This is a genomic window from Spirosoma flavus, from assembly GCF_054778555.1.
The window spans coordinates 238817-263644 of sequence record NZ_BAAGZL010000003.1 but is presented as its reverse complement, the minus strand read 5'-3'; the positions used below and the strand labels follow the sequence as shown (position 1 = coordinate 263644).

Genomic DNA, 24828 nt, shown 5'->3' with positions numbered 1-24828 from the left:
TGTAACTATGAGACAACTCTCCAGTCAAACCGATTTACCAACCGACGCTATTCCTATGATACCGAGAAGACCACCGGCCCCTTCCGATGCGGAGACTGACCGTAAAAAAGCGCTGGGTATCGCGGCTGCTACGTTGCTACTGGGTGGAGCGTCGTGGGCCGTCAGTCAGAAAATCACCGAACGGACACGAAAAGGCCCGCAGGAACCAGTTAGCTCAACCGCGGTTGAAACAGCGACCGGATTCGGAGACGATACGACATCTGTCGACAAAGCCAACTCAGCCACAAATGTTACCGTTCGGGCTTTTCCTGAGTTAGGATCTAAAACAATGTTACCCAATGATCTTGACGTAGCAGGGAAAGTAACGGATACTATGACGTTCGGAGAAGCGTTTAAAGCTGCCCGCGAGGAGGTTGGAGTAGGGGGGGTATTTGGCTGGCAGGGGCGTTGGTATAATACGTTTTACAAAGAAGAATGGCAGGATTTGTCGCTTAAGCAACGGCAGGATTTTACTGAAATGGTTACTGCCGAAGCGCTACCGATACGTCCATACGTAGCATCGACGCATCTTCATGATGATTCCAATGGGCACCAAAAACCTACTATTATCGAAGGGGTTTTTAATGGTCATCGCGTCATGGGTCTTGACTTTAATCATGATGGCGTTATTGACACATTAGTAATGGACGACGTTGACGGCTACACTTATAAAATCGTTGATGCCCGTGGCGACGATGGGCTGGACACCATTCGTCAGTACAATTCGATGAGTGGAGAGTTGACCGCCGAAATACATCTGCAACACTCCTGTATTCTTTCTAATGAACAGTTCAGTCAGGGGCTTGAAGAAAGTATGTCCAGGGAAATTGTTAACGAAATTCTTGATGAAGATGTGACCATGTCTCATGCGGCATCAGGCGCAGGGAGTAAGGCAGTTGAAGATTCGGACTATAATGATACCCATCACCCGGCCAATTCCTACGAAGCCGATGACGCTACGTATGTGAATAACGGGGACGTTCGAGAGATGGACGAATAGGTTAGATTAATGTATGAAATATGGTGTATAATGTAGTAAGTAAAAGAGCTGTCATGTATCATATATTATACACCATACATCCTTAAACGTATGGGTGGTTTTAAAACGACGCTGATTACCTGCCAGCAGTGTGGTCGACGAATTATGGTTCGGGGGGCCGACGCTGAACGGGGCTCCATTATATGTTCGCATACGGGTTGTGGTGCAATTAACATGCTGGAAACGAGCGGCTATTACAATGAAGCGTTTCTAAATGAGTTACCGTCGCTCGGCCAGCTAACGTATCAGGGCGATTCAAATCGAACCTATTCACTCCAGTTTGGGTCTAACGTAATCGGTACCGCCAGCTCCTGTACTGTCCAGGTAGAACGTATCGTCCATAACGGTCGCTGTTTTATCAGTCGACGGCATTGTACGTTAACTGTTACGTTCGATAAATGGACAGGGTTGCTACGTTACCAACTCCAGGATGGAGCCGTAGACACAAATACGCAGGTTATGCACCACAGTAAGAATGGCACACAACTGAATGGCGCTACGTTGGAAAAAGCCGAATTAATCGACGTACCGGACGGGGGTGTTATTACGCTGGGCGGGGTTGATAAATTCCGGTTGACTCACGTAGCGATTAGCCCTGCGGAACTCAATAGCCAGAAAGTCATGACAGTTTTTAACCCTGATCAGACACAATAGTCGATGCTTATTCAAACCGCTTTACCGCTTGCATTTTCACATGTTGGCCAACGGCAAAGTAATCAGGACGCGTTATACCCCGCTCCCGGTGCAGCCAATGAGCAGACAAGCTTGTTCATCGTCTGCGATGGCATGGGCGGGCTTGATAAAGGAGAAGTCGCCAGCCAATTGCTCAGTGACGCCGTAGCGCAGTATGTATCGGGCATGGGTTTTCCTATACTCGACAGTGTGCACATGCAAACGGCTATTAATCAGGCTTATAGTTTATATTATACGTACTTAAAACAGCAGCCTTTGGTGGGTCGGATAGGGTCGACAATGGCTTGCCTGCAATTGCATGATCGGGGGGCAACGGTTGCCAGCATAGGCGATTCGCGGGTGTATCAGCTACGTAGTGGGAAAATTATTTTTCGCACGCAGGATCATCGGCAGGTAAACGAAATGGTGGAGGCTGGCATTATCACGCCCGAACAAATTCCAACACACCCCTGGCGAAACCGCTTAAGTCGTTCCGTAGCAGCTAGTTTAGCCGATGCTGACGAACAATCCAGTCGTTCGATGCCCGACGTAGTGCTGTTGACTGACATACAGGCGGGCGATTATTTTTTTATGTGTACCGATGGCGTTCTCGAACGTCTGGATGATTACTTGCTGACCAGTCTGTTGGCAGAGGACGTACCAGATCTGACAAAAATGCAGGCCATTCAGGGTTTGTGTGAAGGGCAGACAAAAGACAATTATTCAGCCTATTTAATTGGTATTCAACACGTAGCGGAACCTGTGGGACGAATGTAAATGATACGTATGCTTTTATATATGGCCCTACTTTTTCTGATGAGTTGTCAGGAAACGGTTTCGCAGGGGCGCACCTTTGCCGTTGTAGTTGGCGTGTCTGACTATCAGGCGCTATCGTACGCAAACGGCGATCTGCGGTTTGCGGATCAGGATGCCCGGCAAGTCGTTACTTTTTTGAAGGGTAAAGAAGGAGGCAACGTGCCGGCTTCGCAGATACGGTTCCTCACCAATCACAACGCTACGCAAGCGTCGATACAACAGGCGCTAACGCTTTTCCACCAGGCTGAACCGGGCGACCGGGTCATTTTTTACTTTTCTGGCCATGGGATGCCCGGTAGTTTTGTGCCCTACGACAGCCGCCCCGGCGATACGAGTAAATTGTTGACGCACGCCGATATTAAAGCAGCCTTTCACGCGTCAAAAGCGAGCACAAAATTATGCATTGCCGACGCTTGTCTGTCGGGCAGCATGACCCAACCGCAAACCACGCAGACCAGCACCCTGAAAACATTTGCGCAAAACGTAGGCAATGAGAAGAACGTAGCGATGATACTGGCCAGCCGGTCTACGCAGGGAGCGGTAGAATCCCGTCAACTGGCTGGCGGAGCCTTTACGTATTTTATGCTGAAGGGGCTGAGAGGGAGTGCTGATCAGGACAAAAACCAGATTGTGACGATACGTGAGCTGCATCAATACGTAGCGCCAAGAGTAAAGCAGCTTACAAGAGGGCATCAGACTCCGGTTTTTTACGGTCGATTTTCAGATAACTTACCTTTGGCTTATCTTTAACTTGCTTTTTACTATTGATAGATCTATGAGTCAATCGTTTACCTCTTTTCATGATTTCAGGCAGAGGTACCCCATCCGACCCAATGAACCTGGGGCGTTGTTGGGAAGCGGCTCGTATGGTCGTGTGATAAAGGTTGAAGATCAGCTCGAAACGGAATGGGTGGCCATTAAAATCAGTGAGTTCAAAGGCAACGACGCCCGTTCGCTGAAGGCCGAAGTAGAATTGGCGCAAAAGGTGCCCAGACAAGCCAATATCGTTCGTTACGACGCCTGTTATCGACTCGAAACCGATACGAGTGTGAGTGATTTTGCCATCATGAAATATTATCCGGATGGCAACCTGGCGAATCTGCTGCAACACCAGAAACTCACGCCCGATCAGATTTATGACATTACGCGGGGTATTCTGCTGGGGCTTCAACATTTGCACAATCACCGAATCGTTCACCGGGATTTTAAACCGGCCAACATCCTGATCTCTCGGGATAATGCCGGACGCTTTGTGCCAAAAATCGCTGACTTTGGACTGAGTAAACTGGTAACCGACGATGAACTCGACAGTTCCGATTTTGACCTGAGCGACGGTCGCGGTACGCCTTCCTACAAAGCGCCCGAACAGATCGAAGGTAGTCGGGTTAGCTTTAATCTTGATTTATGGGCGTTCGGCGTCATTCTTTACGAAATGCTGACGGGCGAGAAGCCGTTTCGGGCTGACCTGAAAAACAGCAGTGAACAATCGGTTCGACGCGAGATTGAAAAGAAAATTGTAACCGTTAAACTGCCCGCTCGGCTGGATAAGGTTGCGGAGCCATACAGGACCATTATTCGCCGATGCCTGATCCGTGACATTCACCAACGCGTTCGGAAAGAAAACGAATTGCTGGATTTGCTCGACCAGATTCCTCAACTACTGGCGGAAGCAAATACGTTACTGGCTAGTCAGCAATACGAACCGGCACTGGCGATTTTTGAGAATATTCTCGCCAAACGCGAATACCTGGCCGAGGCTCAGAACGGTGCAGATATCTGCCGAAAAGCATTGGCTCAACAGCGGCTTACGGATTGGCTGCAAGACGCTCGCCAGTTTGTTCAGCAATGGGAATTTGAGCAGGCCAAAAAACGCTACGAGCAAATTCTGCAGGTGAGTCCAGCCGATGCCGAAGCCGCTCGTGGCTTGGTTACGTGCCTTGAAGAGCTTCGCCCGAAACCGGTGATTGAGGAGTCGGAATTGACCGATACATATCAGCCAGAGGAATCAACCGATATTTTTGAACCCGCGCCAGTTCTTGTAACGACAGAGAAAAGAACGAACGTAGTGACGGTCTCTGAAAAGGAAATCGTAACGGTGACAGATATGGATGCGGCCCCCAGGCGCTTACGGCGGATGGCAACTTCGGCGCCCGCCAGACCACCAAAGCGCGTGGCGATCTGGCAAGTGGCTTTGTCGGGGGTTATTCTGCTGAGCACACTGGGTTGGTACGTTACAAAAGACTCAGGCAAAGATGATACGTTGATTCCGGCCGATCAGAAAGCTTCCGTTCAACCATCTGATTTAAAGGCCGAAGAGCCATTCAACAGTAAACCCGTTGGCCCTTCTGTCAACGCAGAAAATCCGGCATTACCACCCATCGACGTACCGAAAGGAGGGAGCATTAAAGCTCAAGCCGATGCGTATCTGAAACATGCACAGCAAGCCTTTCATCGGCGAAATTACAGGCAGGTTATTGCGTTTGCAGATATAGCGCTAAAGATCGATCCGAGTCGTCAGGATTTTGCCTGGCTACGTAACGCTGCTGTAAATGAACTTCAGAAAAAACCGGAGGAAGGTGTTACGTCATCTTTGTCTACATCCGTTTCCGTATCACCACCGCCACAAACCACTGAACAGGTAGCAGCGTCAGAACCACCGAAATCGCCGGAACCTACCGCCGAAGAAAAAATGGCCGCTGCCCGTCAGGAGCAACAGGAAAAATATGACCGCTTAATGGAAGATGGTTTTAAGCTGATTACCAAGACGAACGATAAGGCAAAAGCAAAATCGACTTTCGGCAAAGCACAGTCGCTGGCTAAAGAACATTCGCTGAATACGGCAAAAACGGATGCGGCTTATACGTATTGCCTGGAAAAAGGAAGGGGCTATCTCGAACGCGATGCGCCGGATGGGGCAAAAGCCTGGTTTGAAGTGGCTCAGGTGCTGAAAGACACCGACGAGGTCCGCCGGAAAATTAAACAGTGTTCAGCTGAATAATTCGTGAATATGACAAAACCACTACACCGATACATTTTTTTTCTCCTGATTTTATTGGCAGCCATGCCCTCAACCCGTGTTATGAGTCAGGTTGCTACCGGAGCTCGGGTCGTTGATGATGAATACGAGCGTTATAAAAAACGGGCGGATGATCTCTTTAAAGAAGGAAAATACACCGAAGCGCGTCGGCAATACCAAAACTGCCTCGAAGTGCCTGGTTTTGAGAACGATGCTTACGCCAAAAGCCAGCGCGATGAGTGCGCAACCGGAATTTCGCTACGTAGGCAGGCTGATGACGCTTTACGGGCGGGAAAAAGTAAAGAGGCTAATCAGCTATTGATTCAGCTGATAAATCTGAACCCCGACGATGCCCTTACAAGGGGTCAGTTATCTGATTACTACGAGCGTCAAGGCAATCAGTTGTTCAATCAGCAGCAGTACATAGCGGCTAAGAATAATTACAGGGAAGCTCTCAAATACGCCACGGCCACCAAGCGGGAGACCCTCCTGATTCAGATTCGAACTGTTGACGACATTCTGAATCCCGTGCCCAAACGTATTGGCCTGAAAATACTGGCGGGTGCTGTTGCCGTTGGGGCAGGGGTTTACGCCATCGTGCTAAAGAGCGACTATAACGCGAAGCTTGCTACGTTGAACCGGATCAGTCAATCTGCTGACCCATTAAATAGCGGTGAGATTGCCGATCGCATTACGTTTAGTCAGTACGACGATGCTTATAAGGAGGCCGAAGCTGCCCGAAAAAATAACGGTTTATTCAAAGCATGCGTTGGCGTAGCGGCTGTGGCTGTGATTGCCGAAGCGTATTTACTCATTCATAAGCCCAAATCGAAAAACAGGGCAATGTACTGGAAACCCTCTTCCGAGTCTGCCGGGCTGGCCCTGGGGTACTCGTTTTGATTTTATGCACACCATCAACATGAAAAAATTTCTTATCTATTTTGGCTGTATGGCTATGCTGGCGGGCATCCTGTGGAGTTGCGAAACCTGGGAGCTTCCGATGCGTAAGTCGCAGCGTGATTGCAAACCCCCATCGGGTATACTCAATGTAAAAATGGATTTGTTGAGAGCAGAGTTTTCAATTGCTGAAAATAGCGGCACAATCGATAAGGTAGAGTGGAGTTTTGGCGATAAAAGTACGAGCACTACGGTTACAACTGGTTTGTCGACTACTTATACCTACCCGGAAACGAACCCGCCATCCAATACGTACACTATCAAAGCGACCCTGACGAACACTTGTGGTGATATAAAAGTGCTTCAGCAGGACATCGTAGTGACAAGCGCTGTTTTGCCTACCGTAGCGCTGGAACCAGTTACCAATTTCTTCAATACGTCAGCTATTCCCGTAATAAAAGTTACGTCGACGGGTAACGCGCCTATTACGCGGTATGGCGTCTACTATTCGACTAACAACCTGACGCCGAATGTTGGTGATTCGAATCTGGAATTAGCTGGTCCTGTGACAGCCGATACGTCAATACCTTTGGCAATGACCAATTTACAGGAAAACACCCAATACTACGTCAGGGCATATGCGTATAACGCGTATAAAGGTCCCGGTTTTAGTCAGGTACAGACGTTTCGGACTGGCTTTAACCCGGTGGTTTTAATCGATGGCCCGATAGCGACGGGTATTTCGACGGCAGTCGTAAATTTTCGGGTAAATTCGCTGGGGAGCCCGGTTGCCGAATCTTACGGAATCGTTTATTCATTAGACCAACCCAATCCCGTACACGGAAATGCCCCTAATTTTAAGGTTGAAAAGCCACAAATCGGTATTAATCTCATTACCTTAAAAGACCTGATCCCAAATACCAAATACTATTACAGACTGTTTACAAAACAACCCAACAATAAAGATTTCGTCTACGGAAATGTTGGTACGTTTACAACGGCTGTCGATCCCGTTGCGCAGGATTTAGTGGCTTCTGTCGCTTTCACCGACCAATCGCTTCAGGATGTCAGTGGTTTCGGTAATCATGTAAAATTGGTGGGTAATCCCGTATTTGTTGCAGACCATACAGGAAGACCCAGTTCGGCCATCCAGCTCGACGGTGTGGACGATTATTTTTACATGCCCGAAAACACCAACAGTAGTTTAAATCCGGACGCGCTCTCGGTTAGTATCTGGATTAAACCGGCACCGCTCACGGGTGCAAACCGAATGCAGATTTACAATAAATCGAATTTCGAAGACAGTAATAATGAAGTATATAGTTCACTACTGAAGCGGGAAAACGACGTTGGCCCCGGCCTTACCATCCTGACCGATATTAAACAGAACAGCAATTGTGTGCCCGGAAAAGGTTGGGAAAGTTTTCCGGTGACCACCAGCATTGAGATGGATGTATGGCACCATCTGGTATTCACGTATAGCGGAAACGTGGCCCGTATGTACCTTGATGGGGCGTTATTATCCTCGAAAAATGATTTGCCTTCCGATCGAATCGATAAATGTCCCGGCGGTGAATTGCGATTTGGTGCCGCTCCGAAAATAGTAAGCTGGTATTTCAAAGGCGCGATGGACGATATACGTATCTACAAACGCGCCTTGACCCCTGCCGAAGTGCAAACGCTACGTAATCAGTAAGAGTCTCCGACTGTCGCGCTAGCGACTATCAGGATAGCTACAGCCGACAGGCTCCGGCTGTCGGGCCCTTCAATTAGTCTATTTTTCGCAGCACCCGTTGTGCCAACTCGTGAAAAGGATTGTCTTTTTCGCTGCTGATACGTTTCAGGGTGGGCAGTGCTTTTTCTTTTTCTTTGTTTTTCACGTAGGCTAGAGCCAGAAACCACTCAGCCTTTTGCCGGAGTTGAAAAGATGGCGTTGCCTGTGCACTAATGAGTAAAGGAATGGCTCCACCCGGCTGATTATTAGCTAAGTAACTCAAACCCAGGAAATAATTCTTGTAATACGTTGTCTGTTTGTCGGCGGGTAACGTAGCTAGCTTGGAAATTACGTCGTCGTACTTCCCGGCTTTGTAACTGCTCAGCGCATCCAGAAATCCACTACGTGTAGCAGCCGAAATGCTGCCTGATGGAAAATCTTTCATCAATTGGTCGCCTGAATCGGGGGCGAACGTTTCGGCATAGGCTAGTTCGGCTTGTCGGGCTGATGTCTGTTGAAACGCGTAATAACCAAATCCAAGGAGAAGCAGCACCGAAGCCGCTACCGCCCAGTATCGCCAGGTTGTTAATGGCCGAACAACGGGTTCTACGGACTGACTTGTTTCTGGAGCCGATGACGTAGCATCGTAGTGCGCTTTTGCCTGTTCCAAAGCCCGTTCAATGCCTAACGCCCGAAACCCCAGCCGGATGCTACGTTGCCGATCCACTTCCTCGCGTAGCTCGGTATTGTCTTGCATATCATCTTCGAACGATGCCCGGTCGGTGGCCGACAGCTCGTCCGTCAGATACGCTTCAATGATTTCGTATTGTTCTTCCGACAGCTTCATAATCCTTGCTGCTTGGCGGTTTTCTGGTAAAATGCTTTCAATTTTTCGGCGCAGTCGTATCGTTTCGACTTCACCGATGTTTCTTTCATGCCTAGCCGCTCAGCGATTTCACGTAGCGAAAGTTCATCTACGTAAAACCACTCGATGAGTTTCCGGCATTCGTCCTTTAGCTGATGCAGCGACTGGCGAACGGCATTCACTACGTCCATTCGCTCCAGGTCATTCACTACGTCGGTCAGGTCCGGGCTGTCGAACGTATCGGTCATCGTGCTACGTGTGCGCATCCGGGCTGAGCCTAATTCCGTGAGCCATACCCGTTTGCAATACTCAAAAACAACGGTCGTGATACGTGTACTCGCTTGGAGCTGATACTTTCCCGTTTCGACATTGAGCAGAAAATTGAGCATTCCTTTCTGAAAAGCGTCTTCCGCGTCCATGTCATTACCATTGTTTGTATTTACCCAGTGCCGAAACGAAGGCCATACCTCTGCATACAGAAACTGGTAAGCCCGTTCGTTACGTCGGCTCAGCGCATCGTAAAATTCCTGTTCAGTTGAGTATATGGGTAAAGATCGAGTGGCCATACGTAACGGAATTGGCGAGGATAAAACCCACGGGCTCATCGCAGCCGTGTTCGGACAACCCGATAGATAACGTCAGAGATGAATCGGAGATGTTGGCAAAAGGTAAGTCAAAATTTTTAGAAAAAAATAACGTAGCACTCACTTACCTTTTCAGGACTTCGCAGATACATAGGCAAAACTAATGTTGGTGCCCTGATTCATTTTTATACAGATACACAAAACGATACGTTTATGAAAAAACTTTTTTACCTGATTCCACTATTGACTGTCCACTCGCTGCTGGCTCAGAACAACTACGTCGCTAACACGGCAAATTCGCCTGGTCCTGGCACCAATAATACGCTGGTAGGCCCATCTGCAGGGGCTAATACTACGTCGGGTAGCGATAATGCCTTTTTTGGAGTGGGAACTGGTTTTCAAACGACGGGCAACGCCAATGTTTTTCTGGGTGCCTGGACAGGCTATGCAAATACAACGGGCAGTGATAATACCTTCGTGGGAAACAGGGCGGGTACACAAAATACGACGGGCAATGCCAATGCTTTTTTGGGAAGCGGTGCGGGCAATGCTAATACGACTGGTGGTGCTAATACGTTTGTTGGGATCAGTGCGGGTCGTCAAAATACGTCCGGTGTTTTCAATACGTTTATGGGAGTTGATGCCGGCTTTAATAATAAGACAGGTGGTGACAACACATTTGTGGGGGCGAAGGCGGGTTTATCTAATATAACGGGTAATTATAATGCTTTTTTTGGCGCTTATGCAGGTGGGAATAACACGACTGGCATTTCTAATGTATTCTTGGGTCATTCGGCAGGACTGTATACTACATCGGGTAATAATAATGTATTTACAGGTACAAATGCGGGGCTCTTTAATACTGAAGGTAAACTCAATGTGTTTGTTGGCTCTGAAACAGGATTCAGTAACACCACGGGCTACAGTAATGTCCTAATGGGAACAAGAGCAGGTTATAAGAACACCACGGGCAAAAATAGCGTCATGATCGGTGATTCAGCCGGATTTAATAATACTGTATCAAACAATCTGTTCATTGGCTCCAAAGCAGGCTTCTCCAGCACGACTGGCACACTTAATACGTTCCTAGGCTATCAGGCGGGATATAAAAATACAACGGGCGGCTACAACGTATTCATCGGTCAGCAGGCAGGGGCGGGCAACACCACCGGAAGCAGCAACCTGTTTATGGGTTCTTACGCCGGCCAGCAAAATAACGGCTCCTACAACCTGTTCATGGGCAACGGCTCGGGCCAGAATAATACGTCGGGGCTGGGTAATACGTTCATTGGCGATGGCTCTGGATATGGAAATGCCACGGGCCAGAATAACACCTACATCGGGCGGGCGGCTAACTTTTCAGGTAATGCAGCAGGCACCCAAAACACCTTTATTGGCTTCCAGACCGGTACGGGTGGAGCCAATGTTAACAACTCGACCGCTATTGGTGTCAACGCCGTCGTGACGGCCAGCAATTCGCTTATTCTGGGGGCACCGGGTACCCGGATAGGCATTGGCAATTCTGCCCCCAACAACACGCTGGAGCTTACTTCAGGGGTAACCAATCAATCGGGATTGCGGCTGACCAACATGACCAACTCTACCCCAGCCGCCATGCCGAATCAAACAAAGTTTCTATCCGTCAACGAACAGGGCGACGTAGTGATGGCTAGTATAAACGGCTCAGCTCGCGAAGGAATTAGTGAATCACTCTGGCAGCGCAAAGGCTCGTTTCTGCAAAGCACTCAGAACGACGCAGTTATTATTGGGGAGGGTGTCAGCAAGACGCCATCGGATTACAACCTGTTCGTGAGCAAGGGCATTCTTACCGAGAGAGTCAAGGTCGCCATTAAGAACACCGCTGACTGGAGTGACTACGTATTCAACCCGAATTATTCGCTAAGGCCGTTGAATGAGGTTGAGCAATACATCCAACAGCACGCGCACCTACCGGGCGTACCTTCTGCACAGGAAGTTGTTGAGAAGGGCGTCGACGTAGCGAAAATGGATGCCAAGCTGCTCGAGAAGATCGAAGAACTAACGCTATATAGTATTCAGCAGCAGAAGGAAAATCAGGCTTTGAAAAACGAAGTCAGCCAGCACCAGAAAGAAATTGACGCCTTAAAAGCGCTGGTCAAACAGCTATTAGATAAGAAGTAATCGAATGGGTTTGTAGTCGTAGTTCAGTAAGGGACGTAACGTTTTGCTACGTCCCTTCTTCATTCTTCTCTTTGTCTTATTTACCGCATCTCTTCTGCCGCTCAATAAATCAACTTGCCTTCAGAACGGCTATCGTCGATGATTAATGATTTTTCACAAAAAAATAATGTGCTGCTTACTTACCTTTTGGGGACTATACAGATACATTACCAAAGCAGGAATCAATCCCTGATTCAGTTTCACACAAACGCTTAAATCTCACATTAACAGTACGCTCATGAAAAAACTTCTTTATCTGATTCCGCTACTGGCCGGTCATTCGCTACTGGCCCAAACTAACTATGTCGCCAACTCGGCAAACTCGGCTAGCCCCGGCACCAACAACACACTGGTAGGTCCATCGGCGGGGGCCAATACTACGTCGGGTGCCAATAACGCATTTTTCGGTTATCAGGCGGGGCTTAACACCACCACAGGCAGTGGTAATTTATTTTCGGGCTATCAGGCGGGTTTCAACAATAACGCAGGTACTGGGAACGCATTTATAGGACAGCAGGCGGGATATACCAATAGCTTGGGCCTTAATAACGTATTCGTGGGTAGTCAGGCGGGATACGGTAATGCTACTGGCAATGGTAACGTATTCACAGGCTCTTTAGCTGGTCGATCCAATACGACAGGTAGTGGCAATACGTTTGTAGGTGGCAACGCGGGGTATAATAATACAACGGCTAGTTCCAATACGTTTATGGGAGCCAGCGCAGGCTATACAAATACAACAGGTACTTTTAATTCATTTTTTGGCGCTGCCGCAGGACAAGCCAACACTATAGGTAATTACAATGTGTTTTTGGGCGTACAGGCAGGACTTAACAATACGTCTGGTAGATCGAATGTATTTACAGGGTATAATGCTGGATTAGCCAACACCACAGGTGACAATAATGTGTTTATGGGTGCTGCTGCGGGGGGGAATAATACGATTGGTCACCAAAATACATTTAATGGAGCAAGTGCTGGTGGAGCTAATACAATAGGCACTAATAATGTGTATATGGGCTTTTCGGCAGGACTAAGTAACGCAACTGGCAGCAACAATGTATTCATCGGCGTTCGAGCCGGTTGGCTCGGCACAACCGGCAATAGCAATCTTTTTATGGGCTACGAGGCTGGGTCAAGCAATACTGGCAGTTATAACTTGTTCATTGGTAATGGATCGGGTTCTTACAATACGTCGGGGCTGGGTAATACGTTTATCGGCGATGGTTCGGGTTATAGTAACAACACGGGGCAAAATAATACGTACATCGGCCGGGCCGCCAACTTCGCGGGTAATCCAGCAGGTAATCAGAATACCTTTATTGGCTTTCAGGCACGTACCGGTGGAGACAATGTCGATAATTCGACCGCTATCGGCGTCAATGCCGTTGTAACCAAAAGTAATTCAGTCATTCTGGGTGCACCGGGTTCGAGCGTGGGCATTGGCAACTCAGCTCCTAACAATACGTTGGAAATCACCAAAGGGACGGCCAACCAGTCGGGTCTTCGACTCACCAATCTCACTAACGGTTCACCTGCTACGTTGCTGAATCAGAATAAATTTCTGAGTGTCAATGAAAATGGGGACGTAGTGATGGCCAGCGTGAATAGTTCAGCGCGGGAAGGCACAGCGGAATCATTCTGGCAACGTAACGGCCAGCATTTGCAAAATTCACAAGGCGGGGCCGTTATTATTGGCTCGAACGTAACGAAAACACCAGCGGGCTACAAGCTCTACGTCGAGGAAGGTGTATTGACTGAAAAAGTGAAAGTTGCCATTAAAAACACCGACGAGTGGAGCGATAAAGTTTTCGAAGACGGCTATCGGCTACGTGGTTTATCGGAGGTGGAGCAGTTCGTTAAAGAACACAAACATCTGCCGGGTATTCCCAGCGCGGGCGAGGTGGTTGAGAAGGGCATCGATCTTGGACAAATGAACGCCAAACTGCTGGAAAAAATAGAAGAATTGACGCTCTACGTCATCAGTCTGAAAAAAGACAACCAGCAAATGCATCAGCACAGCACCGAGATGCAACGGGAAAATCAACTTATGAAACGCAAACTGAATCGGCTGGCCAATGCTACGTATCAGTTGTAGCAACGTTCCAAAGCATTAAAACGTTAGTCCGGAAATCATGAGAAAAATTCAGCTTATTCTAATGCTGGTCGGGCTGGCAGTTGGTACGTCCTATGCGCAAACCTCGCTCATGCTTACTATGAACGTATCAGTCGGTCAGCAACAAACTCAGCATGCTGCTACGTATCTGTCGGCACGTAATGAGGTTGCGGTCCGCGCCAGTGCCAATTACACGGCGGGTAGTGCCGTTACGTTGCAGCCGGGTTTTGTGGCGCAGGCAGGTTCGGTGTTTTCGGCCAGTATTCGTCAGGTACCAGCCCAAGCTGATGAACCCGGTTCACAATTGAGTTTGCGGGCCTATCCAAATCCGTTCGGACGAAATACCCGAATTGAATACGTACTACCCCAGGCGACGCAGGTTGTACTGACGCTGACGGATGCGCAGGGGCGTGTGCTGAGCCAGCCGTCAACTGCTACGTGGAAAGAAGCAGGAAAATATGAGGTAGAAGTTTCGGGAGAAGATTTGCCCGTAGGTACGTACTTGTATCGACTGGAAGCTGGCTATCAGCAGAAAACGATACGTTTGGTAAAGGGTAATTAAGAGTTATACACACCGTTCGACTTTCTCTTAAAACCGGGCTAACATACAAGTTAGTCCGGTTTTTTGTAAGCTGAACAGCCACATCCGGAAGTGAAAATTTACCCTCGTTCGAACATGGCCGTTCAGCCTACAAAAGCAACGTAGTATCAGGAAATTGTATCCCACAGCAGATAACCGTTGAGGCCAATGATGATAACGGCCACTATCCACGACGTCACTTTTACCCAGCCAGGATTCACGAAACGGCCCATTTTTACTTTATCACTTGTAAATTGAACCAGCGGTACAACCGCAAAACTTAGTTGCAGCGATAGAATTACCTGACTCAGCACAAGCAACTCACTAGTGCCCTGCTCGCCATATAGGATAGCTACCACCAGCGCCGGAATAATGGCGAGCAACCGCGTAACAAGCCGACGTAGCCAGGGTTGTATACGCAGATGAAGAAAGCCTTCCATGACAATCTGACCAGCCATCGTACCCGTCAGCGTAGAGTTCTGTCCCGACGCTAGCAAGGCCACTGCAAATAAGCCGCCCGCCAGTTTTACACCAAGAATTGGATCGAGTAGACGATATGCATCCGTGATGTCTGCTACGTGCTGATTGCCCGAATAATGGAATGTAGCCGCTGATAAAATCAGAATGGCAGCGTTAATAAAGAACGCCAGAAACAGCGAAACGGTAGAATCAATGGTAGCGAATTTAATGGCGGTTTTCCGGCCAACATCGTCGCGGCTGAAATCGCGGGTTTGTACGATGCTCGAATGCAGATATAGGTTGTGCGGCATCACCGTGGCACCCAGAATACCAATCGCAATGTACAGCATTCCCGGATTTGTAACGATTTCAGGTCGGGGTACCAGTCCACCAACAATGCTCGATAAAGCCGGTTGCGAAACGATTAATTCGTATGTAAAGCAACCTAGAATCAGGAAAATCAGGCTGGCTACAATGCGTTCAATGAGTTGAAATCCTTTATTCTGAAGGTAAAGCAACAACAGTACGTCCAGCGCAGTAATCAGAATTCCAACTGTCAGCGGTAATCCAAAGAGTAAATTTAAGGCAATGGCCGATCCAATTACTTCGGCCAGATCGGTAGCGATAATGGCAATTTCGGCCAGTACCCAGAGTCCAATGCTGACCGGACGACTGTACTGATCGCGGCAAGCCTGCGCCAGATCGCGACCCGTCGCAATGCCCAATTTGAGGGCCAGATGCTGAAGCAACATGGCAAATAGATTCGAAATCAGGATTACCGACAGCAAACGATAGCCAAAACGTGCTCCACCGGCAATATCAGTAGCCCAGTTTCCGGGGTCCATGTAGCCGACTGCTACCATCAGACCGGGACCGAAATAGGCCAATAATGTTCTGAAAAAACCACTGTTGGCAGGCACATGCACAGAGCCATGTACATCGGGCAGCGATTTCTCCGCCTTCTCTGCTTGTCCAGCTTTTAGAATTGTATTTAATACTTCCATCGAATTATCTGTAACGTGGGCGGAAGCCCATAGTCGTTAGCTTTATACGGCGGGCTTCCGCCCACGTTACGAATTACTAACGATACAAATGTAAGGAATATTTAAATAAAAATTTAGACTAGTCTAAATTTTTAGAAAGTTTAACATTAAAACTAACTTTGTAGCTAAACTGTTTTCGCTTCTTTTGCTGTTTTACCAAGTAGTACAGCTTTATGCATTCGTTCACCGAGGAAAATTATCTAAAGACGATTTACTATCTGGCTAGTCGACAGTCAGCTGTAGTAAGCACCAACGCCCTGGCTGAGATGACAGCTACGAAAGCGGCTTCGGTATCAGATATGTTGCGTAAACTTGCTGACAAACAGTTGATTCATTATAAAAAATATCAGGGCGTTCGGCTCACGGAAGAAGGCGAACGTGTGGCGTTGCAAATCATTCGGCGGCATCGGCTCTGGGAAGTTTTTCTGGTCGAAAAACTGGGATTTGGCTGGGATGCCGTTCATGACATTGCGGAAGAATTGGAACATATTCGATCGGAGGAGTTGGTGACTCGTTTAGATACGTATTTAGGCTGTCCACAGTTTGACCCCCACGGCGATCCTATTCCGACTTCGGCCGGGCAGATGCCTCAGACGGGTTATCAGAAACTTTCGGAAATTAATCCTGGTAATCGTGTTCAACTGATGGGAGTGCTGGAACATTCAACCGAGTTTCTGCAACATTTAGACCATTTGAATCTGACCCTGAGTTGCGTCGTAACCGTGGTTGAATCGAACGCTTTCGATAAGTCATTACTGGTTCAACTCGAAAGCGGTCGTACAGTTTTTGTCAGCCATGAAGTGTCTAGAAATGTATTGGTTGATGAGAGTCAATAGGCTCCGACAGGCTCCGGCTGTCGGTTGTAGATACCAGTTAGTCGCATTAGCGACTCCGACAGCCGGAGCCTGTCGAGGCCTGTCGCTGACAACTAACGATTTATGAAGCTTTTAGATTGGTATATACTTAAGCGTTTTCTTCAGACCTACATCTTCGTAGTGCTGGTAATCGTGCTGGTGGTGGTGATGATTGATTACACCGAAAAGGTTGATAATTTTCACAAAAACAATGCACCGGGCTCCGAGATTTTCTTCAATTATTACCTCAATTTTATTCCGTACTGGGCCAACTACATCAGTCCGTTGATGGTGTTTATTGCTACCGTGTTTCTGACCTCGCGGCTGGCGGCACGTACTGAAATCATTGCCATTCTGAGTAGCGGAGTAAGTTTCATTCGGTTGTTGTTTCCCTACGTAGTGGGGGCGACTGTGCTGGCCGTATTGACGTATTTCATGGTCAATTACATTATCCCAAAGGCCAACAAAACCCGTATTGCGTTCGAGATCAAGTACATCAACGATGCCTATACCTACTCCGGACGTAACGTGCACCTGAAAATCGCCCCTAATACGTATGCGTATCTGGAAAGCTATAATAATCAGAGCAATACGGGTTACCGATTCACGCTGGAGAAAGTGGAAGGAAACCAGCTAAAGCAAAAATTATCAGCCGACCGTATCGAATGGGACGCCAAAAAGAAGAAATGGGCAGTTTACGATTATAAAATCCGTGATATCAACGGATTACAGGAAAAACTGACCCCCGGCACCCGCGTCGACACTACGTTGAATTTGAAACCCGATGACTTTGATTCAGATTTCAACCTGTTCGAAACCCTGACCCGCCCCGAACTGAATAAACACATCGCCCTGCTGCAAAGTCGCGGTTCCGACGGTCTGGAAACGTATCTGCTTGAGAAATACAGTCGTGATACGCGTCCGTTTGCCATTATTATTCTGACCGTCATTGGCGTCATCATGTCGGCTCGAAAAAGCCGTAGAGGAGTAGGCTGGCAGGTGGCGCTGGGGTTCTTTCTGGCGTTTACGTACCTGCTTTTCTTCATGTTAGCGAAAGGTATTGCCGAATCTGGCAACCTCAATCCGATTGTGGCGGTTTGGCTGCCAAACGCTATTTTTGCAGGCATCGGCGTATTACTGTACAATACAATACCACGATGAAAGAGCGAAAGAGTGAATCAGCGAAACCGGGCCGCCGGAGCGGAGTGTTTTTCGCCTTCTTTCACTCTTTCATCCGTACTTTCGCTCTTTAATGAAAAGCTCGCCTTCCTTTACAGACTACTTTCAACTCCACTTTATCGTTCTGATTTGGGGGTTTACGGCTATTCTGGGGAAACTACTGGAACCGCTCGATTCGTCGGCGGTTGTATTATTTCGGACGTTGCTGGCGGTGCTGGGGCTAGCTGCTGTGCTGCTGATACGTCGTCAGAGTTTTGACGTAGCGCCTAACGATCGCTGGCGTTTGGTGGCGACGGGCGCACTGATTGGCGTGCACTGGGTACTGTTTTTTCTGGCGGCCCGGTTGTCGAACGTATCGGTCTGCCTGGCAGGAATGGCGACTAGCTCGCTCTGGGCTAGTGTGCTGGAACCCATAATACTACGTCGCCGGATTCGCCTGATTGAAGTGGTACTGGGTGTTGTGGTGCTGCTGGGTCTTTATGTGATTTTTCGCTTCGAATTTGATAAAGTGGTCGGACTGTCGGTGGCTGTCTTGTCGGCTATGATGTCGTCTTTGTTCACTATCATCAATAGTCGATTTACACACCGCTACGATGCATTGGTTATCTCGTTTTATGAGATGGCGGGCGCATTAACTGGCGCTTTTGTACTATGGATTCTGGGGCAGCAAATCGACGTATCGGCAGCCGGCATTGTTCAATACGTGCCTGTTACGTTGCTGCAATGGCTCTGGCTTTTGGTGCTGTCGCTAGTGTGTACGGTATACGCTTATTCGGTAGGAGTTCGCCTGTTGAGAAAGTTTTCACCCTATCTGGCCATATTAACCGTAAATTTGGAGCCAGTGTATGGCATTATCCTTGCCGTTTTGATTTTTGGCGATACCGAACGCATGACGCCGGGCTTTTACCTTGGTACGCTGGTTATTCTGGCGGCCGTGTTAGCGTATCCGTTTCTGAATCGACAAACCACTAAAACCACCACGCCCACTGGGGGCGACTTGGAGATAGATTTGAAATAATGTTCAAGATTCAACGAGTGAAAGAATGAGTGAGTGCAAGAGCGAAAAATAGCTTTCGTCAGCCATTCGCTCTTTCATTCTTTCGCGCTTTCACTCTTTGAACCTCGAACAATACCATCATTGCATGAAACACCCGCTTCTAAACCGGCTGGCGACCGTAACCGTTGTTCTGTTGTTTTTACTGGCCTACGTGCCTTTAGTGCTGCTTTCTTTTCATAATCATCCGTCGCCCGCCGACGATTATTGCTTTGCTGATACTACGTTGCGGTATGGCTTCTGGCAGGCTCAAAAATACTATTATGATGGCTGGACGGGCCGTTATTTCTCCAATATGCTCGTACACGGCAGTCCGTTAGTGTGGGGTTGGTACGACGGCTATCGGTTCATTCCGGTTCTGATAGTGACGGCTTTGTTACTGGCGTTGTACGGTTTAGTGAACGAACTGCTACGTACCGAAACACTTAAAACGCGTCTGATTGCTACTGCTACGTTGTTTTTTCTCTTTATCCTGGCGATGCAAAGCACGGTTGAGGCTTTCTTCTGGATGGCTGCCATTGCTACGTATACTGTACCAACCATTCTGACGCTCCTCCTGCTGACAGTTATCAGTCGGTGGTACCGGTTGCCAAAAGGGCCAATAAAGCCGCTTACGGCGGTGTGGGCGGGTTTTCTGGTATTTGCCAGCATCGGTTCCGGCGAAACCAACCTGATTTTATTATTGCTACTGCTGCTGTCCATTGCCGGATACCGACTTCTGTTTCTACGTACGTTCGATCCATTTCTGGCGTGGTTGGTTGTCGTAGCTTTCGTGTCGGCCTGGATATTGTTTCGAGCGCCGGGTAATGCCATTCGGATGGGCGGCAATCCACATAGTGGCGAACTTGTTACGTCGATGGTGTCATCATTTGGCTGGCTGGGCCGTTGGCTGGTGACCTGGTTCGTTAAAACTCCTATTCTTCCTCTTTCAATACTGTTTCTGCCAATCGCCCGACGACTGGTACGTTCGGGAAGCGCTGTACGTGAGTTATTTATGTTGCCAGCCGGTCTGGTAACACTGGTTTATATTGGGATTCTGGCCGCAACGATATTTCCGTCTTATTACGGAATTGGTATTCCGCCCTTCGCCCGGACAATGAACGTACTATTTATTTTCTTTACACTCGGCTGGTTCTACGTTCTGACCGTTTGGGTTGGCTGGTTCGAACGTCGCGGGAAAATGTCTACCGCGCAGGTTGGTTCAGTGGCAGTGCTGTCTTTGGCGGGTGTCTGGATTGTGGCTAGTATCTGGTTTAGCTTGTCGATCAAGCAATTATATAAAGACTGTCTCAGTGGTAATGCCGCTACGTTCGACCGGGAAATGACCGAACGGCACCAGCAATTGATCGTTCCGGCTGATACGTTACGTCTGGCGCCGATCAGCGTTTATCCGCCCAGCCTGTTTATCGAAGATATCAAAACCGAACAAAAGCACTGGTGGAATCGCTGTCACTCAGGCTATTACCATCACAAAGTAATCCTGCTCGATTCTACGCTCACCGCAACTGCTCATCGCTAAACTCGTATGTCGTCTGTCTGTATTATTGTTCCCTGCTATAATGAAGCTGCACGATTGGCGTCTGATGTGTTTGTAGCCTATCTTCAGGAAGCGCCAAACGTGCATTTCTGCTTTGTCGACGATGGGAGTGCCGATAAGACCAGCGATGTATTAACGCAGCTACAAGCTCGCCAACCCGAACGTATCGAGGCACTTATTCTTCCTGAAAATCAGGGCAAAGCGGGAGCAGTACGTGCCGGGATGCTTCATTGTGCAAGTCAATCATTCGATTATTTGGGGTACTTTGATGCTGACCTCGCAACTCCACTAACCGCTATTGCTGATTTAGTCGAAGTGCTCGACAGAAATGCTCAGATTGACCTTGTGCTAGGTTCTCGCATTAAGCATTTAGGGGCTGATATTCAGCGTACTCTGTTCCGGCACTATGTTGGTCGGGTAGTTGCTACGTTCATCAGCAATATTCTGGATTTGCCCGTTTATGATACTCAATGTGGAGCAAAGCTGCTTCGAAGCAACGTAGTGAATGCGTTGTTTACCAAGGAGTTCATAAGCCCGTGGCTGTTTGATGTAGAGTTATTGGCCCGATATATTCAACAAAATGGGCGAGCCGTGTTACTTGAGCGTGTAGTTGAACAACCACTTCGACAATGGATTGAACAAAGTGATTCGCGGCTCAGCTCGACGTATGTGTTTCGAATGTGGTATGAACTCTACCGAATTAATCAAACGTATAAGAAAACTTCAGCTGGGCCGTCGGGCGGTTAACTAAAACGAGATATTTTGAACCGTAACTGCTATTTATGACCAAACTATATCGACTACTGGCCGCTCGGCCGTTTACGATAGCGCTAATTGTGTTACCCATTTCCGTTTTCTGGGTATACTTTTTCGCGCTACGTTATAATATCCCGTTTTTGGACGAGTTTGAAAGTATTCCCTATTTTCTGGATCGGTTTCTGGGGGCCACTACGTTTACCGATTCCATGAGTGCGTTGCTACGTCCCAACAATGAACATCGGGTCGTATACGGTCGGCTGGTAGTGCTGGGACAGTATTTTTTGACGGGTGGCCTCAATTTCGGAGGACTGATGCTATGGGGAAATGCCTCACTTGTCGTCATTTTTTATTTGCTCTACCGCGCACTACGTCGGGCCGAAGTGCAGCCGGGTTCAACCATATCGGGCCGTCGGTTGGGGAGTAGAGCTTTGATCGGTGTAATGGTGGCACCGTTGTTGCTGTTTATGGCTCAGAATTACCTGCTGACATTCATGGCGATGAACACCTTGCAGTACCTGTCGCTCATCATGCTTGTTTTCATTACGTTCTTCGTACTGGCAACTGACCAGCCGATGTATCTGGCCGGAGCATTGGCCTTGGGTACGTTTGCTACGTTCAGCATGGGAAATGGGATGCTGCTTTGGCCTGCGGGCGCCGGTATGTTGCTGTTACAACGTCGTTGGGTTGGTATGGGTATTTGGATGATGGTCGGCGCACTGAGTATCTATCTGTATTTTCTGGGATATCCGGTGCAGCAGGGTAATGCAGAAGGATTTGCGTATATCGTGCAGCACCCGCTGAAAACCATCGCTGGTTTCTTGATTTTTGCGGGTAGCGTTTTCGATCTGTTTCCGGGACTCGCTTTCGAAAATCGGGTTTATCTGCCCTTTATTGCTGGTTTAATTCTGATGATTGGGCTAGTATATTGGTTCATTCAGATGCTGTTGTCGGCTATTACACGAAAGAATACGTCCTTTTTTCAGGTTTATCTATTTGGTTGTCTGCTGTTTATGTTGGCCTGCATTGCGCTGGTAGCGGTGTTCCGTCTGCGGATTTATTACAGCATCGTGCTGCACACGTCCTATCGAACGAACGCAATGGTGCTTTGGGCTACGGCGAGTGTACTGCTGTTCAGTCAGTTGTCGGAGAAAAATCGGGAGCGATTCTGGCCGATGGTCTGGCTGCTGTTTCTGGGACTGAACATAGTAACGTATTTCACGTACGTGCCAAAAGTTATCGAACGAAAAAAACACCTGCAGGGCCTGACGTACAACCAGATACATAATAATATCGGTTTAGGTGGGAGCCGGCATACCAATCTGGCTCGTTTCATTTCGGAACAACTGAATACGATGCACGAACGGGAGTGGTACGATATACCGAACCCAGCCATTACGGCTGATGAAGCAAAACTAAGTCAGGCGATTCCAGCGACGGCGAATAACGTATCATTTCGAGTTGAAAAACAGCCGGATTTTATCGTAGTCGAAAATGATCAGCCGGATTATACGATTGGATTGAATAAAGGAACGTATCTGGTTCTGAAATCGGATAAGCATACGTATCTAATGTTTGCCGAGAAAAAGCAAATTCAGGGCAGAAATCCATTTCGAGTGCCACCGGGTTTTTCGGTACCGCTACCGATTTATCTGATGGAAGGCGGGAAATACCAGCTTGGCCTGTTCAATACGTATCCCGACCACAGTGATATTCAAATGACAAAACAATACGTCGACGTGCCCGCAACGGGTGCCTGGCCGACGCAGAATTTTTAAAAGAAGTCGATAGTCATTCGTCAATAGTACTTTTCGCTAATTGACTGACGACTACTGACTAGCGACTGACGACTATAGAATAATGCTCTTTAATTCGTTACAGTTTTTACTGTTTTTTATTGTCGTAACGCTTAGCTACTTCAGCCTGAAGTGGCAGGGGCGATGGATACTGCTGTTGGTGGCTAGTTGCTACTTCTACATGGTGTTTCAGCCCGCCTATATTCTGATTCTTTTTCTGACCATCATTATCGACTACGTAGCGGGCATTTGGATTGAAAAATCTAGTGGTAAATCGCGACGTTGGCTGTTGATTTTGTCGCTGATTTCAAATCTGGGTATACTGGCGTTCTTCAAATACCTTGGCTTTTTCACCGAGAACGTAGCCACTTTTTTCGACGCGATTAATATGCCGCAGATGGCCGAAAACGTAACGGCGCTGGTCAATCGCATTTTCGTGAAAGTGCTGCATGTGTTCGGACAAAGCGGTATTTCGTCGTATAAAGACAACATGAGTATTTTGCCCATTGGCCTCTCGTTTCACACGTTTCAGGCCATGAGTTATACAATTGAAGTGTACCGGGGCAATCAGAAAGCTGAGCGGCATTTTGGTATTTACGCGCTCTACGTTATGTTCTACCCGCAGCTGGTGGCCGGGCCTATCGAGCGACCGCAAAACGTTTTGTGGCAGTTTCACAAGACCTTCGCTTACGATGCCGAAAACGTAAAAGCGGGACTGATGCAGATGGCGTTCGGGCTATTTAAGAAGCTGGTCATCGCCGACCGGCTCGCCATGCTCGTCGACCATGCTTATGGTCATCCAGACCAGCATAATGGCCTGACGCTACTGGCTGCTACGTTCTTTTATACATTCCAGATTTACTGCGATTTTTCGGGCTATTCCGACGTAGCCATTGGGGCCGCGCGGGTGATGGGCTTCGACCTGATGGAGAATTTCCGTACGCCTTATCTTTCCCAGTCAATCTCGGAATTCTGGCGACGCTGGCACATTTCGCTCTCGACCTGGTTCCGCGATTATCTCTATATCCCCCTCGGCGGTAATCGCAAAGGGGAAGTGCGTCAGTACATTAATATGCTCATTGTGTTTCTGGCAAGCGGGCTCTGGCACGGACCAAACTGGACGTATGTGATTTGGGGCGGACTAAACGGGTTGTATCAGGTTTTGGCCGTGCTACGTGATAAACTCCTGGCCAAAGCTGGTTTCTCCCGAACGTCGCCCGTCATGGCTACCTCGCCCGTTCATGATAAAGAAAGCCGGAAATCGCCGGTTCGGGTAGTTGTAAATACGCTCATTACGTTCACGCTTATCATGCTTACCTGGGTGTTCTTCCGGGCACGTAGCGTGGGCGACGCCTTCCTGATTCTGAAACGTATCGGTACGTTATCTTTCAGCGACCGAATTGATACGCCGATGAACAGTACGGAGATGTGGTTCAGCCTGTTTCTAATTATTTTCCTGCTGGTCAAAGAAGCAAACTTCCTGACTATTCCAACACGTAGCACGGTCCGTTTTGCTACGTTATTTGTGCTGATTACCTTCGTTACCTATCTGTTCGGAGTTTTCTCATCGAACCAGTTTATTTACTTCCAGTTTTAAAAATTAAAATAAAATT

20 protein-coding genes are annotated in these 24828 nt (G+C 48.2%); 17 read left to right on the top strand and 3 right to left on the bottom strand.

The features are described from left to right. The first annotated feature begins 7 nt into the window (after window positions 1-7). From ACYVF1_RS17740 to ACYVF1_RS17710, 7 genes are all read left to right on the top strand, one after another. Window positions 8-1039 carry a hypothetical protein gene (locus ACYVF1_RS17740; RefSeq protein ID WP_461081220.1) on the top strand — a complete coding sequence of 344 codons (1032 nt, stop codon included), beginning with the start codon at window positions 8-10 and terminating at the stop codon, window positions 1037-1039. 90 nt (window positions 1040-1129) lie between these two features. Further along, the gene (locus ACYVF1_RS17735) at window positions 1130-1732 is read left to right on the top strand and encodes an FHA domain-containing protein (RefSeq protein ID WP_461081218.1); all 603 of its coding nucleotides are present in this window, start codon (window positions 1130-1132) and stop codon (window positions 1730-1732) included. 3 nt (window positions 1733-1735) lie between these two features. Further along, window positions 1736-2527, top strand: coding sequence for a PP2C family protein-serine/threonine phosphatase (locus ACYVF1_RS17730; RefSeq protein ID WP_461081216.1), 792 nt, complete (start codon window positions 1736-1738; stop codon window positions 2525-2527). A 21-nt stretch (window positions 2528-2548) separates the two neighbouring features. Beyond that, the gene (locus tag ACYVF1_RS17725; RefSeq protein WP_461081214.1) at window positions 2549-3316 is read left to right on the top strand and encodes a caspase family protein; all 768 of its coding nucleotides are present in this window, start codon (window positions 2549-2551) and stop codon (window positions 3314-3316) included. A gap of 25 nt (window positions 3317-3341) precedes the next feature. Further along, entirely contained in the window at window positions 3342-5564 is a 2223-nt protein-coding gene (locus ACYVF1_RS17720) for a serine/threonine-protein kinase (RefSeq protein WP_461081212.1), read from the top strand. Between the two features lie 9 nt (window positions 5565-5573). Next, entirely contained in the window at window positions 5574-6482 is a 909-nt protein-coding gene (locus ACYVF1_RS17715) for a tetratricopeptide repeat protein (RefSeq protein ID WP_461081210.1), read from the top strand. A gap of 19 nt (window positions 6483-6501) precedes the next feature. Next, window positions 6502-8175, top strand: a complete 1674-nt coding sequence (locus ACYVF1_RS17710) for a LamG-like jellyroll fold domain-containing protein (protein ID WP_461081208.1) — start codon at window positions 6502-6504, stop codon at window positions 8173-8175. Window positions 8176-8248: 73 nt separating this feature from the next. On the opposite strand, the gene ACYVF1_RS17705 is transcribed toward ACYVF1_RS17710, so the two are convergent. Together ACYVF1_RS17705 and ACYVF1_RS17700 are read right to left on the bottom strand one after the other, a co-directional pair. After that, window positions 8249-9040, bottom strand: coding sequence for a hypothetical protein (locus ACYVF1_RS17705; protein WP_461081206.1), 792 nt, complete (start codon window positions 9038-9040; stop codon window positions 8249-8251). Beyond that, window positions 9037-9624: an RNA polymerase sigma factor gene (locus ACYVF1_RS17700; protein WP_461081204.1), complete on the bottom strand. Its 588-nt coding sequence runs from the start codon at window positions 9622-9624 to the stop codon at window positions 9037-9039. Before ACYVF1_RS17700 ends, ACYVF1_RS17705 begins: the two co-directional genes overlap by 4 nt. A gap of 231 nt (window positions 9625-9855) precedes the next feature. On the opposite strand from ACYVF1_RS17700, the gene ACYVF1_RS17695 reads away from it, so the two are divergent. The 3 genes from ACYVF1_RS17695 (at window position 9856) to ACYVF1_RS17685 (ending at window position 14519) form a co-directional block, all read left to right on the top strand. Next, the gene (locus ACYVF1_RS17695) at window positions 9856-11802 is read left to right on the top strand and encodes a TMF family protein (protein ID WP_461081202.1); all 1947 of its coding nucleotides are present in this window, start codon (window positions 9856-9858) and stop codon (window positions 11800-11802) included. Window positions 11803-12079: 277 nt separating this feature from the next. Further along, window positions 12080-13939, top strand: coding sequence for a beta strand repeat-containing protein (locus ACYVF1_RS17690; RefSeq protein ID WP_461081200.1), 1860 nt, complete (start codon window positions 12080-12082; stop codon window positions 13937-13939). Window positions 13940-13976: 37 nt separating this feature from the next. Next, complete coding sequence (locus ACYVF1_RS17685; protein WP_461081198.1) at window positions 13977-14519, top strand: T9SS type A sorting domain-containing protein; 543 nt, start codon at window positions 13977-13979, stop codon at window positions 14517-14519. A gap of 146 nt (window positions 14520-14665) precedes the next feature. Here the strand turns inward: ACYVF1_RS17685 and ACYVF1_RS17680 are convergent, their stop codons facing one another. Further along, window positions 14666-16000, bottom strand: a complete 1335-nt coding sequence (locus tag ACYVF1_RS17680) for an Nramp family divalent metal transporter (RefSeq protein ID WP_461081196.1) — start codon at window positions 15998-16000, stop codon at window positions 14666-14668. Window positions 16001-16212: 212 nt separating this feature from the next. Here ACYVF1_RS17680 and ACYVF1_RS17675 point away from each other — a divergent pair, with 212 nt between their 5' ends. From ACYVF1_RS17675 to ACYVF1_RS17645, 7 genes are all read left to right on the top strand, one after another. Beyond that, a complete protein-coding gene (locus ACYVF1_RS17675) occupies window positions 16213-16875 on the top strand; it encodes a metal-dependent transcriptional regulator (protein WP_461081194.1) in 663 nt (220 codons plus the stop codon). A gap of 102 nt (window positions 16876-16977) precedes the next feature. Beyond that, complete coding sequence (locus ACYVF1_RS17670; protein ID WP_461081192.1) at window positions 16978-18054, top strand: LptF/LptG family permease; 1077 nt, start codon at window positions 16978-16980, stop codon at window positions 18052-18054. Between the two features lie 91 nt (window positions 18055-18145). Then, on the top strand, window positions 18146-19090 hold the full coding sequence (locus ACYVF1_RS17665; RefSeq protein ID WP_461081190.1) for a DMT family transporter: 945 nt from the start codon (window positions 18146-18148) through the stop codon (window positions 19088-19090). A 124-nt stretch (window positions 19091-19214) separates the two neighbouring features. Further along, a complete protein-coding gene (locus tag ACYVF1_RS17660; RefSeq protein ID WP_461081188.1) occupies window positions 19215-20645 on the top strand; it encodes a DUF6056 family protein in 1431 nt (476 codons plus the stop codon). Window positions 20646-20651: 6 nt separating this feature from the next. Continuing rightward, entirely contained in the window at window positions 20652-21410 is a 759-nt protein-coding gene (locus tag ACYVF1_RS17655; RefSeq protein WP_461081186.1) for a glycosyltransferase, read from the top strand. A 35-nt stretch (window positions 21411-21445) separates the two neighbouring features. Then, window positions 21446-23197, top strand: coding sequence for a hypothetical protein (locus ACYVF1_RS17650; protein ID WP_461081184.1), 1752 nt, complete (start codon window positions 21446-21448; stop codon window positions 23195-23197). Window positions 23198-23279: 82 nt separating this feature from the next. Beyond that, entirely contained in the window at window positions 23280-24812 is a 1533-nt protein-coding gene (locus tag ACYVF1_RS17645) for an MBOAT family O-acyltransferase (protein WP_461081182.1), read from the top strand. Window positions 24813-24828 lie beyond the last annotated feature (16 nt).

What these genes read in the sequence shown, in the direction of transcription:
- ACYVF1_RS17715 (WP_461081210.1), top strand. Translation starts at nt 5,574, where the DNA reads ATGACAAAACCACTACACCGATACATTTTTTTTCTCCTGATTTTATTG.
- ACYVF1_RS17710 (WP_461081208.1), top strand. Translation starts at nt 6,502, where the DNA reads ATGAAAAAATTTCTTATCTATTTTGGCTGTATGGCTATGCTGGCGGGC.
- ACYVF1_RS17720 (WP_461081212.1), top strand. Translation starts at nt 3,342, where the DNA reads ATGAGTCAATCGTTTACCTCTTTTCATGATTTCAGGCAGAGGTACCCC.
- ACYVF1_RS17680 (WP_461081196.1), bottom strand. Translation starts at nt 16,000, where the DNA reads ATGGAAGTATTAAATACAATTCTAAAAGCTGGACAAGCAGAGAAGGCG.
- ACYVF1_RS17655 (WP_461081186.1), top strand. Translation starts at nt 20,652, where the DNA reads ATGTCGTCTGTCTGTATTATTGTTCCCTGCTATAATGAAGCTGCACGA.
- ACYVF1_RS17695 (WP_461081202.1), top strand. Translation starts at nt 9,856, where the DNA reads ATGAAAAAACTTTTTTACCTGATTCCACTATTGACTGTCCACTCGCTG.
- ACYVF1_RS17670 (WP_461081192.1), top strand. Translation starts at nt 16,978, where the DNA reads ATGAAGCTTTTAGATTGGTATATACTTAAGCGTTTTCTTCAGACCTAC.
- ACYVF1_RS17735 (WP_461081218.1), top strand. Translation starts at nt 1,130, where the DNA reads ATGGGTGGTTTTAAAACGACGCTGATTACCTGCCAGCAGTGTGGTCGA.
- ACYVF1_RS17685 (WP_461081198.1), top strand. Translation starts at nt 13,977, where the DNA reads ATGAGAAAAATTCAGCTTATTCTAATGCTGGTCGGGCTGGCAGTTGGT.
- ACYVF1_RS17675 (WP_461081194.1), top strand. Translation starts at nt 16,213, where the DNA reads ATGCATTCGTTCACCGAGGAAAATTATCTAAAGACGATTTACTATCTG.
- ACYVF1_RS17705 (WP_461081206.1), bottom strand. Translation starts at nt 9,040, where the DNA reads ATGAAGCTGTCGGAAGAACAATACGAAATCATTGAAGCGTATCTGACG.
- ACYVF1_RS17700 (WP_461081204.1), bottom strand. Translation starts at nt 9,624, where the DNA reads ATGGCCACTCGATCTTTACCCATATACTCAACTGAACAGGAATTTTAC.
- ACYVF1_RS17690 (WP_461081200.1), top strand. Translation starts at nt 12,080, where the DNA reads ATGAAAAAACTTCTTTATCTGATTCCGCTACTGGCCGGTCATTCGCTA.
- ACYVF1_RS17650 (WP_461081184.1), top strand. Translation starts at nt 21,446, where the DNA reads ATGACCAAACTATATCGACTACTGGCCGCTCGGCCGTTTACGATAGCG.
- ACYVF1_RS17665 (WP_461081190.1), top strand. Translation starts at nt 18,146, where the DNA reads ATGAAAAGCTCGCCTTCCTTTACAGACTACTTTCAACTCCACTTTATC.
- ACYVF1_RS17740 (WP_461081220.1), top strand. Translation starts at nt 8, where the DNA reads ATGAGACAACTCTCCAGTCAAACCGATTTACCAACCGACGCTATTCCT.
- ACYVF1_RS17725 (WP_461081214.1), top strand. Translation starts at nt 2,549, where the DNA reads ATGGCCCTACTTTTTCTGATGAGTTGTCAGGAAACGGTTTCGCAGGGG.
- ACYVF1_RS17730 (WP_461081216.1), top strand. Translation starts at nt 1,736, where the DNA reads ATGCTTATTCAAACCGCTTTACCGCTTGCATTTTCACATGTTGGCCAA.
- ACYVF1_RS17645 (WP_461081182.1), top strand. Translation starts at nt 23,280, where the DNA reads ATGCTCTTTAATTCGTTACAGTTTTTACTGTTTTTTATTGTCGTAACG.
- ACYVF1_RS17660 (WP_461081188.1), top strand. Translation starts at nt 19,215, where the DNA reads ATGAAACACCCGCTTCTAAACCGGCTGGCGACCGTAACCGTTGTTCTG.